Origin of the sequence: Amphibiibacter pelophylacis (assembly GCF_037688875.1) — a bacterium.
GTDB lineage: Bacteria > Pseudomonadota > Gammaproteobacteria > Burkholderiales > Burkholderiaceae_C > Amphibiibacter > Amphibiibacter pelophylacis.
The window spans coordinates 84,405-99,537 of record NZ_JAWDIE010000001.1 but is presented as its reverse complement, the minus strand read 5'-3'; the positions used below and the strand labels follow the sequence as shown (position 1 = coordinate 99,537).

The window sequence follows — 15,133 nt, the reverse complement described above, 5'->3', positions numbered from 1 at the left end:
TGGGGGATGAATCAGTTGTAGAGCGCGGGACGCACCGGGAGGACAATCGCCACGGCCTGGCCATCGCTCTCCTGCGCCTGCACGCAGGCGTCAGACGTGACTGCGGCGGCGTAACCGTCCCAGGCGCTAGGGCCGGTGGCACCGCCTTTGGATGCCGCGGCAATGAAGTCATTCAGCTCTACGTCGTAGCTAGCAACGAAGCGGTCTTTCCAGTCGGTCAGTATGGCGTTCTGGCGCAGGGCGCCCAAGCGCAGATCGATGGCCATGGGTTCAGGCAGGCGGGCGGTGCCCTCTTCACCCACGACTTCGCACTGGATGTCATAACCGTAGGCGCAGTTGACGAAGACTTCGACGTCGATCAGAACACCTTTCTGCGTTTCCAGCACTACGACCTGCGGGTCGCGCAGCTGGCTGTGGCTGCGGGAAGCCTTGCGCGGGTAGAGAACGCGGGCCGAGACGTAATCGTCATCCAGCAGCCAGCGGAAGACGTCGATCTCATGGATCAGCGTGTCATGGATGGCCATGGGCGTGACGTAGGCCTCGGGAACAGCCGGATTGCGGTGTGCAGCGTGGACCATGATGGGCGCGCCTGTGTGCTGCTGCACGGCTGCTTTCAAAGCGATATAGCCTGCGTCGTAGCGGCGCATGAACCCCACCTGCACCAGGCGGCTGCCATGAGCGACTTCGGCTTCGACAATGCGCCGTGCTCCCTCGGACGTCGTGGCCAGCGGTTTTTCGCAGAATACGGGCTTGCCCGCAGCGATGGCGGCCAGCACATAGGGCTCGTGAGTCGCCCCCCAGGAAGTGACCAGTACCGCATGAACCTCCGGCGCTGCGATCAACGCCTCGCCGGTGTCGAAAAGGGTGGCATCCGGGGCAAGATCGCGACGCACAGTCTCCGCGTTGGCCCGGTTGACGTCGCTCAGAGCAACGACCTGTGCGCCACTGAGTACCTGCTGGATGCGCCGGGTGTGGTCACGGCCAATCATGCCGCAGCCAATGACGCCGATATTCAAAGTCATGGTTTTACTCCCTGGTGAAAATACTGGTCGATGTAGCGCTGCATTTCATTGCGCATAAAGCGGCCGGAAGCATCGGCCCGGTCTTCCCAGGCAAAAACGCAGGCGGTCATGATGCCGTCGAAGCCGATCTCGGCCAGCGTGCCGAAGAAGGCATCCCAGGGCACTTCCCCCTGCCCAATGTTCAGGTGCTGGTGAACGCGGGCCTGGGTGCCGGGTGGGTTCAGGATGTAGCGCAGCCCACTGGAGGCCCGGTGATTGAATGTGTCCCCCACATGCACATGGGCCAGCACGTCGGAGCACTCGCGCAGCATGGCGGCGGTGTCGTCGCCGAAGTAATAGGTGTGCGGTGCGCAGTACAGAAACTTCACCCGCGGGCTATTGACGGTGCGGATGATGTCCACGGCCGGCTGCAGCGTCTCGCACCAGTCCTCGGGGTGAGGCTCTATGTGCAGGTTGACGCCCGCCTTCTCGAAAAGCGGGACCAGCGTTTCCATGGACCGCCACCACGCGTGTTCGCAGGCCTCGATCATGCTGCCGGTGTGACAGCAGTAGCACGATCCGCCGTCCGGGTGCGGGCCACGGCCGAACTCGGAGTTCATCGTGTCGACTTCCATCTCCTGGCAGATTTCCAGCGCTCGCTGCCAGTGGCTGACCGCGGCCAGACGCTCGATCTCGTTATTGGATGCCCAGCGATACATGGGCAGGATGGACGCAATCTTCACCCCGCTGTCCTTCAGCGCTTTTTTGAAGCGGCGCACGCGCTCCGGAAACACGCGCGGAGCTTTGAACCACTCCAGAAAATCACCCCGGGGCGACAGCTCCATCCACTCATAACCCAGTTCGGCCACCTTGAAAGGCAGCTCCTCCAGGCTCAGATGACGGTGCATGAAAGGATCCAGGGCGATGCGCATGAGGGTCTCCTAGGTAAGGCAATGGAGATCAATGTAGGGCCGGAAGCCTGTGACTCCTGCACCATAATTGACGAAAAATCGTCAATTTATGGAAAACACCAAGCGCCGCAAAAAGACCGCCCGCTTTATTGAGATCGCCGCACTGGCGGGCGTCAGCGTGACCACCGTGGACCGCGTACTCAACGAGCGGGACAGCACCTCTGTGTCCACGCGCGCCCGAGTGCTGGATGCCGCCCGGCAGCTTGGAATACCCCGGCTGCTGCCCGATCCGCGCCACGGACTGATCCATGTTGACATCGTGCTGCCCGACAACCGCTCGCCCTTCTTCCAGCGTCTGAATCAGGCCATGCAGCGCGGCACGGCCATGCTGGACCGGCGCCTGGTCGTGCACCGCATCAGCCCGCCAGAAGATGACGAAGCGGCTCTGCTGAGCGCCCTTGCCCCGCGCCGCTACCGCCGCCACGGCCTGATCGTTGCCGCGCCCGATACCCCAGCAGTGCGCCTTGCGCTGCAGCAGGCGCAGGCGCGGGGAGAGCATGTCACTCTGGCTGTCACCCGCGTCAGCGGTCTGGACGGCGCAGGCTATGTCGGCATCGACAACGTGGCGGCGGGGCGCACGGCCGGCCTGCTGCTGGGGCGGCTGTGTCACCGCCCGGGCCGGGTGCTGCTGCTATCCAGCCGCCGCGATTACCTGGGCCACATTGAGCGCACCAGCGGCTGCCGCGCGGTGCTGGACGCGCGCTTTGCCCACCTGCAGTGCGATGTGGATTCCAGCGAGACCCATGACGATCCCGACCGCTGCTATTGGGCCGTGACCCGGGCCCTGCAGGCCAAAGGGCGCGGCGTAGTAGTCGGGCTGTACAACTCTGGGGCAGGCTCACCGGGCATCGTGGCTGCGCTGCAGCGTCACGCGCAAGACCAGCACATCTGCTGGGTGACACACGAGCTGTCAGACGATCACCGCCAATACCTTCTGCAAGGCGCGCTGGATGTGGTCATTGACCAGGATCCCGAGACCCAGGGCATTCGAGCCCTTCAGGACATGCTCGCGGCCCTGGGCTTCTCCCCGGCACCATCAGGACCGGCACGTCCCGGTGAATTCCGTCTGTATCTGGCCGAGAACATGAATCAGTGCCCACGACCTGATTAAAAAATACACGTCAAATAGAAATCATTTTCAGCTTGAATTTTTTCAGCAAAAATATTTCCTCTCCGGTAAAAGCTCTTTATAGTCTGTTTGGATAACGCCCAGACCACAAGGAGCCCCCATGAAACACGTCGCCGTCTTCGGCGCTGGCCGCATCGGCCAGATTCACGCCAGCAACCTCGCCGCCCTGCCCGGTGTGAAGCTGGATTTCGTCTGTGACGCGCTGCCTGCAGCAGCCGCTCGCCTGGCGCAGCAGCTCGGCGCGCAGGTCGCCGATACAGACACCATCCTGGCCGACCCGCGCATCAGCGCCGTGGCCATCTGCTCGCCGACCAGCACGCACAGCGACCTGATCGCGCGGGCAGCGGCGGCAGGAAAGCACATCTTCTGCGAGAAGCCGGTCGATCTGTCCGTGCCGCGAGCGCAGGCCGTAGCGCGGGCGGTGGCCGATGCGGGCGTGGGCTGCATGATCGGCTTTCAGCGCCGCTTTGATCCGACCTTCAGCGAAGCGCGTCGCCGCATGGACGCGGGCGAGATCGGCACCCCCGAGATGCTGGTCATCACCAGCCGCGACCCGGGGGCGCCGCCGGTCGAGTACATCAAGCAATCGGGCGGTATTTTCCGCGACATGCTGATCCACGATTTCGACGTCTTCCGCTGGATTCTGTGCGCCGATGGCGACGAAGCCGCCTGGCTGTCAGCCACCGGCTCGGTGCTGACCGACCCTGCGGTCGGCGAAGCGGGCGATTACGACTGCACCGCCGTGACGATACGCACGCACAAGGGCCGCCTGTGCCAGATCAACACCACGCGCCGCGCCGCTTACGGCTACGACCAGCGCTTCGAGGTGCTGGGCAGCCGGGGCCTGTTGCAGTGCGGCAACCAGGCGCCCAGCCAGGTCACCCAGTGGGACGCCAATGGCATCAAGGCCGACAAGCCGGAAGCGTTTTTCCTGCAGCGCTACGCCGCCGCCTACCGGCTGGAGATCGAGCACTTTTTCGAGTGCCTGCAGTCGGGCCAGCCGTTTAAAACAACCGTGGAAGACGGCGTGGCCGCGCAGAAGCTGGCCGACGCCGCCACCCAATCCGCCCGCACCGGCCAGCCGGTCAGCCTGTAAGCGGAACCCTGCCGGGCTGCGGCGCCCGCACAAAACCGGCGTGTTGCGCCAGCGCAGCCAGCGACATCTCCTGAGGCTGGGGCCACACGCCCTGCTCCAGCCACTGGCTGGCGGTCCACAGATCCTGCGGGTGGACGACGCCCCAGGCGGACTCCTCTTGGGCAAAGGCGAGCTGGGCGTAGAGGCGGCCGTCCTCGTCCAGCACGGTCGACAGCGCGTTGACGGGAGCATCGTCCAAGCCGGGATGCCGCCCCAGGTTCAGCGTCAGGTGGCTAAGGACGTGGCCTTTCTGATCGCCGTTCTGACCCAGACGCCAGACCCGTGGCGCGGCCTCCAGCGTCACATAAACGCGCTGCGGGCCGTTCTGGAAAAACCAGGCGCCGCTGCTGTCCACCGCGTAATTGCGGGCGATGAAGCCCAGCAGTTTGTCGTGCTGGATGCGGCTGCCTTTGGCGGCGGGAAATGGCCCGCGCGCTTGCGTGGCGTCGTCGCGCATCCACCAGTCGCCGCGCGCATCCAGCGCCAGCCAGCCGTAGCAGGCCGGCACATTGGGCCATTTGCGCAGCGCGGCGCGGACCAGATCATCCATGGTCACCCCCCATATCGCCAGCCCTGCGGCGTCTGCGCCCAGCCCGCCATGGGCATGCGCTGCTGCGCCCAGGCCATCATGGCCTGCGGCAGCGCCTGAAGATCGCCCGGGAAAGGCGCCGTTGCAAAACCCATATGCCCGCCGGTGGGCGGCTGCCACAGCGTCATGCCGGGCGCGGCCTGCGCGGCCCCGGGCAGACAAGCGGCCGGAACGAAAGGGTCGTTGCGCGGGTTGACCACCAGCGCGGGCACAGGCACGGTGTGCAGCAGCGGCAGGCTGCTGGCGCGCAACCAGTAATCGGCCGCGTCGCGGTAGCCGTGCAGGGGGCCGGTGAATACATCGTCAAAGGCGCGCAGCGTGCGCGCTGCGCGCATGGCCGGGCCGTCGAACAGGCCGGGAAACTGGCGCAGCTTGGTCTCGGCCTTGGCCTGCATGGTGCGCAGGAACATGGGCGTGTAGAGGAAACGGTTGAGCCCGGTGTCCAGCGCATCACCACAGCGCGTCAGATCCAGCGGCGCACACAGCGTGACCAGCGCGCAGGCGGTGTCCAGCACCTGCGTCGCGGGCTGCGTCTGCGCCCAGCGCAGCAGGGCGTTGCCGCCCAGCGACACGCCGACCACCACCAGCGGCCCGCTGCAGTGCTGGCGCAACCGGGTCAGGATCAGGTTGACATCGACCGCATCGCCGCTGAAATAGGCGCGTGGCGCCACGTTGATCTCGCCTGAACAGCCGCGAAAGTGCGGCAGCGCGCAGGCCCAGCCATTCTGGCGCGCCCAGTGGCCAAAGGCCTGCGCGTAATTGCTGGCCGAACTGCCTTCCAGCCCGTGCAGAAGCACCAGCATAGGCGCAGCCGGGTCGGCGTCCAGCCGATCGATGTCCAGAAAATCGCCGTCGGGCGTGGTCCAGCGCTCGCGGCGCAGTGGCAGACTGGCGGCCCCGCGCGGCAGGGCGCGGGCGGCGAGCCCGGTCAGCACCGTCTGCACCTGGCCGCCGGGCAGCCAGGCGGGGCTGGGCCAGGGCGCGGTGCTCAGCGGCGCATCGCCGGGAGCGGGGAGCGATGCCACGGGGATCAAGCCGCGTCCACCTCGTCCCGGGCGGCCTTCAGGTGGCGCTCGTCGGCCCAGGCCAGCACCTGCCAGCCGCGCTGCGGATGGTGGCTGACGCGGTGGATGGCGGCGTTGGGCAGCAGCCACTCGCGGGCGGTGTGCAGGGGCAGGCCGCGGATGTGGCGGTACATGCTGTCCAGCACGCCGCCGTGGGCGACCAGCACCACGGTTTCGCCCGCGTGCTGGGTGGCCAGGCGCTCCAGCACTTCGACGACGCGGGCGTGGAAAACGGCCAGCGATTCGCCGCCGGTCAGCACGGCATCGACCTGGCGCTCGTGCCAGATGCGCGCCAGCGGCTCGTCGCTGCACTGCAGCTCGTGCGCGCTGCGGCCCTGCAGGACGCCGAAATGGCGCTCGCGCAGGCTGATTTCGAGCTGCAGCGGTGGCAGGGCTGAGGCGGGCGTCAGGGCATCAAGAACCGCCTGAGCGGTCTGGCGTGCGCGCTGCAGATCGCTGCTGACCACGCGCTGGACGTTCTCGAAGCGCAGGGCCTGCGCGGTCTGCGCAGCCTGTTCCAGCCCCCGGGCGTTCAGCGCAATGTCGGTGTGGCCCTGAAGGCGGCGCTCGACGTTCCAGTCGGTTTCGCCGTGACGCACCAGCAGGAAGTTCGTCCCGGCCTCTTTGGAACTCATGGAGATTTGGGCGGCTGGACCACGGGCAAGCCGCCCGCCTGCCAGGCCGACATGCCGCCCTGTACGTAGGTGACATTTTTGTAGCCCAGCTGCGCGAGCTGCTGAGCCACTTTCTGCGAGCGGTTCTGCGTGCGGCACACCAGGTACACCGGCTGATCGGGATCGTTGGGGATTTCGGCCGTGCGCTGGGGCAGCTGGCTCATGGGCAGCAGTCTGGCCCCGGCGATGACGCCGTCGGCCAGCTCATTGCTTTCGCGCACATCAATAACCAGCGCCTTGCCGGTCTGCAGCCTGTCGCGCAGTTGCGCGGTCGTCACCGGCGCCAGTTGCGCCAAGGCCGAAGTCGCCAGCAGCATCGTGGCCAGCGCCGTGGTCATCGTTCTGAATCTCATCTCGGGTTCCCCACCGGTTTGGATACGGGGAGGAAGTTAGCAGATTTCAGCCGCGTCAGTGGTGAACTGCCTGCGACTCCCAGATGATTTCGGCGTTGTGCGCCTGCGCTTCGCGCAGCATGGCCAGCAGCGGCACGGCGCGGCGCTCGGGCCCGGTGCCATGGTCGGCCAGGCTCTCGTTGTCTTCGCTCTCGGGGTGGGGCACGGCGGACAGCGCTTCCAGGCCGCTGATGGCGGCGGGCATCTGTTCCGGGGTCACGATGCCCTGCGCCTCGGGCGATTTGCCCATGGCGCGCAGCAGGTTCTCTGCATGCGGATTCAGCATCAGAATGTCCGCGCTAAAACGTGATTTGAAGGTGTATTTCAAGGCAAACTCCAGTCAATATGTTGAACACGATTTTGGTTGTACCCCTTTCGCGATGACCCCACCGTCAACGTCAGTAGTTCGCGGCAGCGCTCGCCACCGCCTGAAGCGCTGGCAGTGCGCTCCCGGATCGCTCACCGCGCATCTGAACCGCACTTACGCCGACCGGGGCGGCATCCGCGTCCGGGTGCTGCCGGTGCGTCGCCCGGCCACGGCCTGGGAGCGGCGCCAGATTGGCGCGCGGCCCGGTGAAGCGCTGTGGCTGCGCGAAGTGGCGCTGTGCTGCGGGGACGAGGTGCTGGTGCACGCCCGCTCGGTCGCGCAGGTGCGCGCGACGCGGCTGATGTGGCGCTGCCTGCTGGGCCTGGGATCGCGGGCGATGGCCGAGGTGCTTTTCGCACCGCGCCGCACGCCGCTGAGCCGCACGCCACTGCGGGCGCTGGCGCGGCCGGTGGCCGGGTGCGGGGGCAATCAGGGGCCGCATGTTCCGGCGCGGCAGCGCGATCAGAGCGTGTCGCTCACAGGCGGACGCTGTTCGGTGTTTGGCAGGGCCGGCGCCTCGTTGCTGGTCTCGGAGTGGTTCTCCTCGGCCATCAGGCGGCTGAAAAAGCTGGGCAGCACGCGGGCGTAATGGCGGTACAGGTCGGCCAGATAGGGCAGCTCTGTCCCCTCGGCGGCGTCGCACAGCCACAGCAGGCGGCGGGCGTAGGCGCTGTTGGTGCGCATCTGCATGACATCCACTTCCATGCCCAGCTGCGCCTGCAGACCGACGTGGATGCGCGTGGCCATCACGTCCAGCATCTGCAGCGACAAGCGTTTTTCCATAAGGTCCATCCCGATCCATCCCGCATTCGTGAGACCCGATTGTTCTGTGCCGGGCGCACGCTGCCATCCCCTCACCTGCGGGTCTGGACCGCGCAAGAGGCTGTTTCTGGATGGAATCTGGGCCCCAGGCCCCGCGAATCCGGGGGTCTGGGGTCGGGAAGAGAAAGCCGGTGGACCTGACTTCAGCGCTGAACGCGTTAAAGCGTCAACGCTCAGCGTGCGGCCTGTGCCTCCACCACCGCCAGCGCGGTCATGTTGACCACCCGGCGCACGGTCGCCGAGGGCGTCAGCACATGCGCTGGCGCCGCCGTGCCCAGCAGCATGGGCCCGACGGTGACGCCGTGGCCAGCCGTCATCTTGACCACGTTGAAGAGGATGTTGGCCGCGTCCACGTTGGGGCAGACCAGCAGGTTGGCCTCGCCGCTGAGCGTGGTCGAAGGCAGCGCGGTCTGGCGCAGCGCTTCGCTGAGCGCAGCGTCGCCGTGCATTTCGCCGTCGCATTCGATGTCCGGACAGCTCTGGCGGAACAGGTCGCGCGCCTGACGCATCTTGATCGCGCTGGGTCGGCGGCTGCTGCCGAAGTTGGAGTGCGACAGGAAAGCCACCCGCGCCGGGAAGCCGAAGTTCTGCACCTCGGCCGCTGCCATCCGGGCGATCCCGGCCAGCAGCGCGGCGTCCGGCTGGTCGTTGACGTAGGTGTCGGTGATGAAAATGGTGCGCCCTTCCAGCATCAGCGCGTTCAGCGCGGCCAGGCCCGGCGCGCCGGGTTTGACCCCGATCACGTTTTGGATATGTTCCAGGTGCCCGTCGAAGCGGCCCAGCATGCCGCACAGCAGCGCGTCGGCGTCGCCCAGCCGCACCATCAGCGCGCCGATCAGCGTGGTCGAGCGCCGCACCGCCGCCTTGGCCGCTTCGGGCGAGAGGCCGTCGCGTCCCATCAGGCCGTGGTAGGTCTCCCAGTACTGGCGGAAGCGCGGATCGTCCTCGGGGTTGACGCAGTCCACGTCCACGCCGGGACGCAGGCGCAGCCCGGCCTTGATGGCGCGCGCTTCGATCACCGCCGGGCGACCGATCAGGATGGGCCGGGCCAGGCCCTCGTCCAGCACGGTCTGTACGGCGCGCAGCACGCGCTCGTCCTCGCCCTCGGCGTAGGCCACGCGCTTGGATTCGGGCGGCGCGGCCTTGGCGGCGGCGAACACCGGGCGCATGAACATGCCGGTCTGCGTGACAAAGCGCTCCAGGCTGGCGCGGTAGGCGTCCATGTCGGTGATGGGCCGCGTGGCCACGCCCGATTCGGCGGCGGCGCGGGCCACGGCGGGCGCGATGCGCAGGATCAGGCGCGTGTCAAACGGCGTCGGGATGATGTAGTCGGGCCCGAAGGACAGATCCTGTCCGGCGTAGGCGGCGGCCACTTCGGCGCTGCTCTCGGCCTTGGCCAGCGCGGCGATCTCGCGCACGCAGGCCAGTTTCATCTCCTCGGTGATGCGTGTGGCGCCGCAATCCAGTGCGCCCCGGAAAATGTAGGGGAAGCACAGGACGTTGTTGACCTGGTTGGGGTAATCGGAGCGGCCGGTGGCGATGATGCAGTCCGGGCGCACTGCCTTGGCCAGTTCGGGACGGATCTCGGGTTCGGGGTTGGCCAGCGCCAGGATGACCGGGCGGTCGGCCATGCTGCGCACCATGTCTTCCGTCAGCACACCGGGTGCCGAGCAGCCCAGGAAGACATCCGCCTCGGCAACCACGTCGGCCAGCGTGCGCGCTTCGGTGTTCTGCGCGTAGCGGGCTTTGCTTTCGTCGTAGCCGCCCGGGCGGCCCTGGTAGATCACGCCCTTGCTGTCGCAGGCGTAGATGTTTTCGGGGCGAACGCCCAGGCCCACCATCACGTCCAGACAGGCGATGGCTGCCGCGCCCGCGCCGGACACCGCGATTTTCACGTCAGCGATTTTCTTGCCCACCAGTTCCAGGCCATTGAGCATGGCCGCTGCCGAAATGATCGCCGTGCCGTGCTGGTCGTCGTGAAAGACCGGGATGGCCATGCGCTCGCGCAGTTTTTTCTCGATGTAAAAGCACTCGGGCGCCTTGATGTCTTCCAGGTTGATGCCGCCCAGCGTGGGTTCCATGGCGGCGATGATCTCGACCAGCTTGTCAGGATCGTTCTCGGCCAGCTCGATGTCGAACACGTCGATGCCCGCGAATTTCTTGAACAGGCAGCCCTTGCCCTCCATCACCGGCTTGCCGGCCAGCGGGCCGATGTTGCCCAGGCCCAGCACCGCCGTGCCGTTGGTGATGACGCCGACCAGGTTGCCCCGGCTGGTGTACTCGTAAGCCAGCGACGGGTCGGCCTGGATGTCCAGGCAGGGGTAGGCCACGCCGGGCGAATAGGCCAGGCTCAGGTCGCGCTGGTTGGACAGCGGCTTGGTCGGGGTGACGGCAATTTTGCCCCGGCCCGGCAGGCGGTGGTACTCACGGGCGGCGTCGCGCAGGGCCTGTTCGGCGGTGGAAATCGGTTTGTTCATGGGACAAGCGGTTGTGGAGAAACACAGGAAATCAGTCAGGATGGCGTCAGTCTAATGCAGGCTCCAGACCCGGTCTGTCCGGGGAAACACCCGAAGCCGCGCGCAGCAGCCCGTCGTCCACCAGGGTCTGCAGCCAGGCCAGATGCAGCCAGGTCGCGTCCTCCAGCCCCGGCGGCAGCCCCAGCGCCAGCAGGCGCACGCCCCGGGCTCGGGCTGGCCTGAGCCCAGAAGCCAGATCGGGCCAGGCGGTGGCCAGCGCGTCCCACGCCTCGTCATCCGGCGTGCCCGCAGGCAGCGCCAGCGCCAGCAGCGCGTCTCCCGGCGCCAACGCAGCCAGCACCGCCTGCTGCGCGGCCGGGCTGGTGGGCGCGGACAGCACCGCGCCACCCGGGGCGGCCAGCAGCTCCAGCGCCAGCGCCGACAGCGCCTGCTGGCGTGCGGGCGCCAGGACCAGGCCGTGGCGCAGCCCGGCCAGCGCCAGTGCCAGCGCGTCAAACGCCGCCGCATCCAGGCGCTGACGCTGCTGCTGCAGGGCAGCGCACTGCGCCTGGACGTGGCGCTGCAGCCGCGTCTGCGCCGTGTCCTCGGGCGTGGCCGCCGCCAGTGCGACGGGCGCCACGGCCAGACCAGCGCCCAGACGCAGCTTGAACTCGCTCAGGCCCTGGTAGCCCAGGCTGCGGCAGAAGCGCAGCACCGTCGGCGCGCTGACCTGGCAGCGCCGGGCGATCTGGGCAATCGGGTCGCGCAGCCAGGGGCGCGGCGCCGACAGCAGATCGCCGGCCACCTTCTTCTCGGACACCGACAGGCGCGGATAGGCCTCGCGCACATCCAGCAGCACGCGCGCGGTGCCGTGCTCCTGGCGCAGGTGGTCGGCCAGCAGCGCCGACAGGCCACGAAAGACGCCGTGCGGCGCCACGATGAGCTGGGTCGACACCGGGGCCAGGTAAGCCGCGAACCGGCCTTTGCGCGTGAACCGATCGCGAAAGCCCGAGCGCGGCAGCAGATCGGCCCAGTGCGGCAGCATCCCGCCGGCCAGGTAAACACCGCCCAGGCTGCCCAGCGTCAGCGCCAGGTTGCCCGCCACGCTGCCCAGAATGCCGCAGAAGAGCGCGATGGCCTGCAGCGCCTGCGGCTGCGGGCGGCGGGCCTGCGCCAGCGCGGCGATCTCGCGGGCGCTGCAGCCGCTGGTGGCCAGTGCCTCGCGCCCCGCAAGGCCCATCTGCGCGGCGGCGGCGGGTTCCAGGATCTCCAGATGCGCCACGCGGCCGGGCGTGCGCTCCAGCGTGCAGCACAGATCGAAGAGCAGCTCCAGCCCGCTGGCCGACAGCAGGCGCTCGGCCGACGGGTGGCCGTAGCGCGACTGCACCTGCACCACCGCCAGCGCCTCCAGTGCGTTGTGCGGCGCGTAGGGCACATGCCCGCCTTCGCTGCTGAGCACCGTCCAGCGCTCGTCCACCGGCAGCAGCCCGGCCATGCCCAGGCCCGTGCCCGGTCCCATCACAGCGCGCACCTGGCGCGGCTGCGGCGGGCCACCGCCCAGGTCTAGCGTGTCGCCGGGCTGCAGATCGACCAGCGCCATCGCCATCGCGGCGAAATCGTTGACCACCAGCAGCGTCTGCAGGCACAGGTTGCGCCGCATGGCGCTGACCGAAAAACGCCAGGGGTGATTGGTCAGCGCCACGAAATCGCCCGTGACCGGGTTGGCCACCGCAAACACCGCGTGGCGCACCTGGCCCAGCGGATCGTCGGGGAAGACGCGCTGCAGCACCGCCAGTGTGGCCTCTTCCAGGCCCGGCCATTCGGCGCAGACCAGGGTGGCGGCGAAATCCAGCCGGTCCGGCCACTGCAGGGCGAAACGCAGGTACATGCCGCCGACATCGACCAGCAGGCGCGGCGCGGATTCGCTGTCCTCGCCCGCCTGCCCGGCGCTGGCCGCCCAGACGCCGCCGGTGCGCGGCGCGTAGCCCAGGCCGGGATCGTCTGGCCAAGGGTCGGCGGCCGACGGGACGGCTCGCGGGGTGGCCACGGGCGTGGACGGCGGAATCGACATGTGGACCTCCCGGGCGATACAGCTTCTTGCCTCATCTTGTAACAGAGTTACATGAATGTCCAGAAGCCGTTGCATCCGGAAAACCCGATGCAAGCGCTAACCCTCACGGGAAAAGCGGGATGGGCTGTCCCGCAGATTCGCCACGATACGACACCAGGGAAAGCCCCAGACTGATTTCGGCGGTAACCCAATTACATTGATCCGGTCCACGCGTGTGGCCCTTTTCAATCCCCTTCATCCTCTTCGGAGAACCGCATGAAATTCAAGCTCGTCCCCCTGCTGGCTGCTGTTGGCCTCATGGGCAGTTTCGGCGCCGCCCATGCCGCCGGCGTGACCCTGACCATCTCCTGCGGCACGGTGGGGCAGGATTACGAGTGGTGCAAGCGCGCCACCGGCGACTGGGCCAAGAAAACCGGCAATCAGGTCAAGCACCTGTCCGTGCCTGCCTCCACCACCGACATCCTGGGCCTGTACCGCCGCATGTTCGCGGCCAAGTCCAGCGATGTGGACGTGGTCGTGGTCGATGTGGTGTGGCCTGGCATCATCAAGGATCACCTGATCGATCTCAAGCCCTACAGCAAGGGCATCGAATCGCAGCACTTCCCCGCCATCGTCAAAAACAACACCGTGGATGGCAAGCTGCTGGCCATGCCCTGGTTCACCGATGCGGGCCTGCTGTTCTACCGCAAGGACCTGCTGGACAAGTACAAGCTCAGCCCGCCCAAGACCTGGGCTGAACTGGAAGCCGCCGCCACCACCATCCAGGCCGGCGAACGCAAGGCCGGGGTGTCCGACTTCCAGGGCTTCGTCTTCCAGGGCAAGGCCTACGAGGGCCTGACCTGCGACGCCGTCGAATGGGTGGCCAGCAACGGCGGTGGCACCATCGTGGACAGCAAGGGCGACATCACCATCAACAACCCCAAGGCCGCTGCCGCGCTGGACATGGCCGCCAAGTGGGTGGGCAAGATCACGCCGCCCGGCGTGCTGAACTACGCCGAGGAAGACGCCCGGGGCGTGTTCCAGACCGGCAAGGCCGCCTTCATGCGCAACTGGCCGTACGCCTGGTCGCTGGCCCAGGGCAATGACAGCGTGATCAAAGGCAAGGTGGCCGTGTCGGCCCTGCCGGCTGGCGAAGGCGGCAAGGCAGCTGCAGCGCTGGGCGGCTGGCAGCTGGCCGTGCCCAAGTACTCCAAACACCCGGCCGAGGCGGCTGATCTGGTCATGTACCTGACCAGCGAAGCCGTGCAGAAGGACCGCGCCATTGGCGGTTCGTACAACCCGACCTACCCGTCGCTGTACAAGGACAAGGACGTGCTGGCCGCCAACCCCTTCTTCGGCAGCCTGTACGACGTGTTCATCAATGCCACGCCGCGTCCTTCGACCGTCACGGGCCTGAAGTACAACGAGGTCAGCCAGGCCTTCTGGCAGGCCACGCACAACGTGCTTGAAGGCAAGCAGTCGGGCGCCGACAGCGTCAAGGCGCTGGAAGCCCGTCTGAAGCAGATCAAACGTCAAGGCTGGTAAGGAAAACACCATGAGCACCAGTACCGCAGCCCGCAGCCGTCAGGCCTGGATCTTTCTGACTCCTTTGCTGGTGGTACTGGCGCTCGTGGCCGCCTGGCCGCTGGCGCGAACCATCTGGTTCAGCCTGACTGACGCCAACATCAACGACCTGTCCGCCGCCAAATGGGTGGGCTTTGAAAACTATTGGGGCGATTACGGCCTCTTTGGCAATTCCGCCGACACCAACGGCTTCTGGGCCGGTGAGTGGGGCACGGCGATCCTCAATACGCTGAAATTCGCCTCGGTCTCCGTCACGCTGGAAACCCTGCTGGGCCTGGCTGTGGCGCTGCTGCTCAATCAGGAATTCAAAGGCCGCACCTTTGTGCGCGCGGCCGTGCTGATCCCCTGGGCCATCCCGACCATCGTGTCGGCCAAAATCTGGGGCTGGATGCTGCATGACCAGTTCGGCATCGTCAACCAGTGGCTGCTGGATTTCCACCTGATCCACGACCGCATCGCCTGGACGGCCAACATGGATTACGCCATGTGGACCGTGGTGATGGTCGATGTCTGGAAAACCACCCCCTTCATGACGCTGCTCATCCTGGCCGCGCTGCAAACCTGCCCGAAGGACTGCTACGAGGCCGCGCGCGTCGATGGCGTCCACCCGTTCCGCGTCTTCTGGAACATCACCCTGCCCTTCATCAAGCCCGCGCTGATGGTGGCGGTGATCTTCCGCCTGCTCGACGCGCTGCGCGTGTTCGACCTGATTTACGTGCTGACCTCGAACAGCGACAGCACCATCTCCATGTCCGGCTACGTGCAGCGGCAGATGGTGGACAACGGCTACGTGGGCCTGGGCTCCGCCGCTTCGACGGTGCTCTTCCTGATCATCGGAGGCTGCACCATCGCCTACATGCGTCTGAGCCGCGCCACCGGCCGCAACAACGACTGAGCCC

General features: G+C 67.1%; 14 protein-coding genes. 5 read left to right on the top strand and 9 right to left on the bottom strand.

The features are described from left to right. Window positions 1-11: 11 nt before the first annotated feature. Complete coding sequence (locus tag RV045_RS00465) at window positions 12-1,022, bottom strand: Gfo/Idh/MocA family oxidoreductase (RefSeq protein ID WP_423233789.1); 1,011 nt, start codon at window positions 1,020-1,022, stop codon at window positions 12-14. Then, the gene (locus RV045_RS00460) at window positions 1,019-1,933 is read right to left on the bottom strand and encodes a sugar phosphate isomerase/epimerase family protein (protein WP_423233788.1); all 915 of its coding nucleotides are present in this window, start codon (window positions 1,931-1,933) and stop codon (window positions 1,019-1,021) included. The genes RV045_RS00465 and RV045_RS00460 overlap by 4 nt, the downstream gene beginning before the upstream one ends. 88 nt (window positions 1,934-2,021) lie before the next feature. Between RV045_RS00460 and RV045_RS00455 the strand changes: the two genes are divergently transcribed. Together RV045_RS00455 and iolG are read left to right on the top strand one after the other, a co-directional pair. Further along, window positions 2,022-3,083 carry a LacI family DNA-binding transcriptional regulator gene (locus RV045_RS00455; RefSeq protein WP_423233787.1) on the top strand — a complete coding sequence of 354 codons (1,062 nt, stop codon included), beginning with the start codon at window positions 2,022-2,024 and terminating at the stop codon, window positions 3,081-3,083. A 118-nt stretch (window positions 3,084-3,201) separates the two neighbouring features. Further along, window positions 3,202-4,197 carry an inositol 2-dehydrogenase gene (gene iolG / locus RV045_RS00450; RefSeq protein WP_423233786.1) on the top strand — a complete coding sequence of 332 codons (996 nt, stop codon included), beginning with the start codon at window positions 3,202-3,204 and terminating at the stop codon, window positions 4,195-4,197. Here iolG and RV045_RS00445 read toward each other — a convergent pair. From RV045_RS00445 to RV045_RS00425, 5 genes are read right to left on the bottom strand one after another with little or no spacing between them, the layout of a single operon-like run. Further along, the gene (locus RV045_RS00445; RefSeq protein ID WP_423233785.1) at window positions 4,187-4,786 is read right to left on the bottom strand and encodes a DUF2946 family protein; all 600 of its coding nucleotides are present in this window, start codon (window positions 4,784-4,786) and stop codon (window positions 4,187-4,189) included. The genes iolG and RV045_RS00445 overlap by 11 nt on opposite strands. A 2-nt stretch (window positions 4,787-4,788) precedes the next feature. After that, complete coding sequence (locus RV045_RS00440; protein WP_423233784.1) at window positions 4,789-5,850, bottom strand: YheT family hydrolase; 1,062 nt, start codon at window positions 5,848-5,850, stop codon at window positions 4,789-4,791. A gap of 5 nt (window positions 5,851-5,855) precedes the next feature. Continuing rightward, window positions 5,856-6,524 (bottom strand): histidine phosphatase family protein, encoded by a 669-nt coding sequence (locus RV045_RS00435; protein WP_423233783.1) that lies wholly within the window; start codon window positions 6,522-6,524, stop codon window positions 5,856-5,858. Then, entirely contained in the window at window positions 6,521-6,916 is a 396-nt protein-coding gene (locus RV045_RS00430) for a rhodanese-like domain-containing protein (protein ID WP_423233782.1), read from the bottom strand. Before RV045_RS00430 ends, RV045_RS00435 begins: the two co-directional genes overlap by 4 nt. Before the next feature lie 55 nt (window positions 6,917-6,971). Continuing rightward, the gene (locus RV045_RS00425) at window positions 6,972-7,283 is read right to left on the bottom strand and encodes a DUF1840 domain-containing protein (protein WP_423233781.1); all 312 of its coding nucleotides are present in this window, start codon (window positions 7,281-7,283) and stop codon (window positions 6,972-6,974) included. Between the two features lie 52 nt (window positions 7,284-7,335). On the opposite strand from RV045_RS00425, the gene RV045_RS00420 reads away from it, so the two are divergent. Then, complete coding sequence (locus RV045_RS00420; protein ID WP_423233780.1) at window positions 7,336-7,911, top strand: chorismate--pyruvate lyase family protein; 576 nt, start codon at window positions 7,336-7,338, stop codon at window positions 7,909-7,911. A gap of 406 nt (window positions 7,912-8,317) precedes the next feature. On the opposite strand, the gene RV045_RS00415 is transcribed toward RV045_RS00420, so the two are convergent. Further along, window positions 8,318-10,621, bottom strand: coding sequence for an NADP-dependent malic enzyme (locus RV045_RS00415; RefSeq protein ID WP_423233779.1), 2,304 nt, complete (start codon window positions 10,619-10,621; stop codon window positions 8,318-8,320). Window positions 10,622-10,667: 46 nt separating this feature from the next. Next, on the bottom strand, window positions 10,668-12,671 hold the full coding sequence (glk, locus tag RV045_RS00410) for a glucokinase (protein ID WP_423233778.1): 2,004 nt from the start codon (window positions 12,669-12,671) through the stop codon (window positions 10,668-10,670). Window positions 12,672-12,926: 255 nt separating this feature from the next. Here glk and RV045_RS00405 point away from each other — a divergent pair, with 255 nt between their 5' ends. Then, the gene (locus RV045_RS00405; RefSeq protein ID WP_423233777.1) at window positions 12,927-14,195 is read left to right on the top strand and encodes an ABC transporter substrate-binding protein; all 1,269 of its coding nucleotides are present in this window, start codon (window positions 12,927-12,929) and stop codon (window positions 14,193-14,195) included. A 10-nt stretch (window positions 14,196-14,205) separates the two neighbouring features. Next, window positions 14,206-15,129 carry a carbohydrate ABC transporter permease gene (locus RV045_RS00400; RefSeq protein WP_423233776.1) on the top strand — a complete coding sequence of 308 codons (924 nt, stop codon included), beginning with the start codon at window positions 14,206-14,208 and terminating at the stop codon, window positions 15,127-15,129. Window positions 15,130-15,133 lie beyond the last annotated feature (4 nt).

What these genes read in the sequence shown, in the direction of transcription:
- glk (WP_423233778.1), bottom strand. Translation starts at nt 12,671, where the DNA reads ATGTCGATTCCGCCGTCCACGCCCGTGGCCACCCCGCGAGCCGTCCCG.
- RV045_RS00445 (WP_423233785.1), bottom strand. Translation starts at nt 4,786, where the DNA reads ATGGATGATCTGGTCCGCGCCGCGCTGCGCAAATGGCCCAATGTGCCG.
- RV045_RS00405 (WP_423233777.1), top strand. Translation starts at nt 12,927, where the DNA reads ATGAAATTCAAGCTCGTCCCCCTGCTGGCTGCTGTTGGCCTCATGGGC.
- RV045_RS00435 (WP_423233783.1), bottom strand. Translation starts at nt 6,524, where the DNA reads ATGAGTTCCAAAGAGGCCGGGACGAACTTCCTGCTGGTGCGTCACGGC.
- RV045_RS00455 (WP_423233787.1), top strand. Translation starts at nt 2,022, where the DNA reads ATGGAAAACACCAAGCGCCGCAAAAAGACCGCCCGCTTTATTGAGATC.
- RV045_RS00430 (WP_423233782.1), bottom strand. Translation starts at nt 6,916, where the DNA reads ATGAGATTCAGAACGATGACCACGGCGCTGGCCACGATGCTGCTGGCG.
- RV045_RS00460 (WP_423233788.1), bottom strand. Translation starts at nt 1,933, where the DNA reads ATGCGCATCGCCCTGGATCCTTTCATGCACCGTCATCTGAGCCTGGAG.
- RV045_RS00415 (WP_423233779.1), bottom strand. Translation starts at nt 10,621, where the DNA reads ATGAACAAACCGATTTCCACCGCCGAACAGGCCCTGCGCGACGCCGCC.
- RV045_RS00420 (WP_423233780.1), top strand. Translation starts at nt 7,336, where the DNA reads ATGACCCCACCGTCAACGTCAGTAGTTCGCGGCAGCGCTCGCCACCGC.
- RV045_RS00465 (WP_423233789.1), bottom strand. Translation starts at nt 1,022, where the DNA reads ATGACTTTGAATATCGGCGTCATTGGCTGCGGCATGATTGGCCGTGAC.
- RV045_RS00400 (WP_423233776.1), top strand. Translation starts at nt 14,206, where the DNA reads ATGAGCACCAGTACCGCAGCCCGCAGCCGTCAGGCCTGGATCTTTCTG.
- iolG (WP_423233786.1), top strand. Translation starts at nt 3,202, where the DNA reads ATGAAACACGTCGCCGTCTTCGGCGCTGGCCGCATCGGCCAGATTCAC.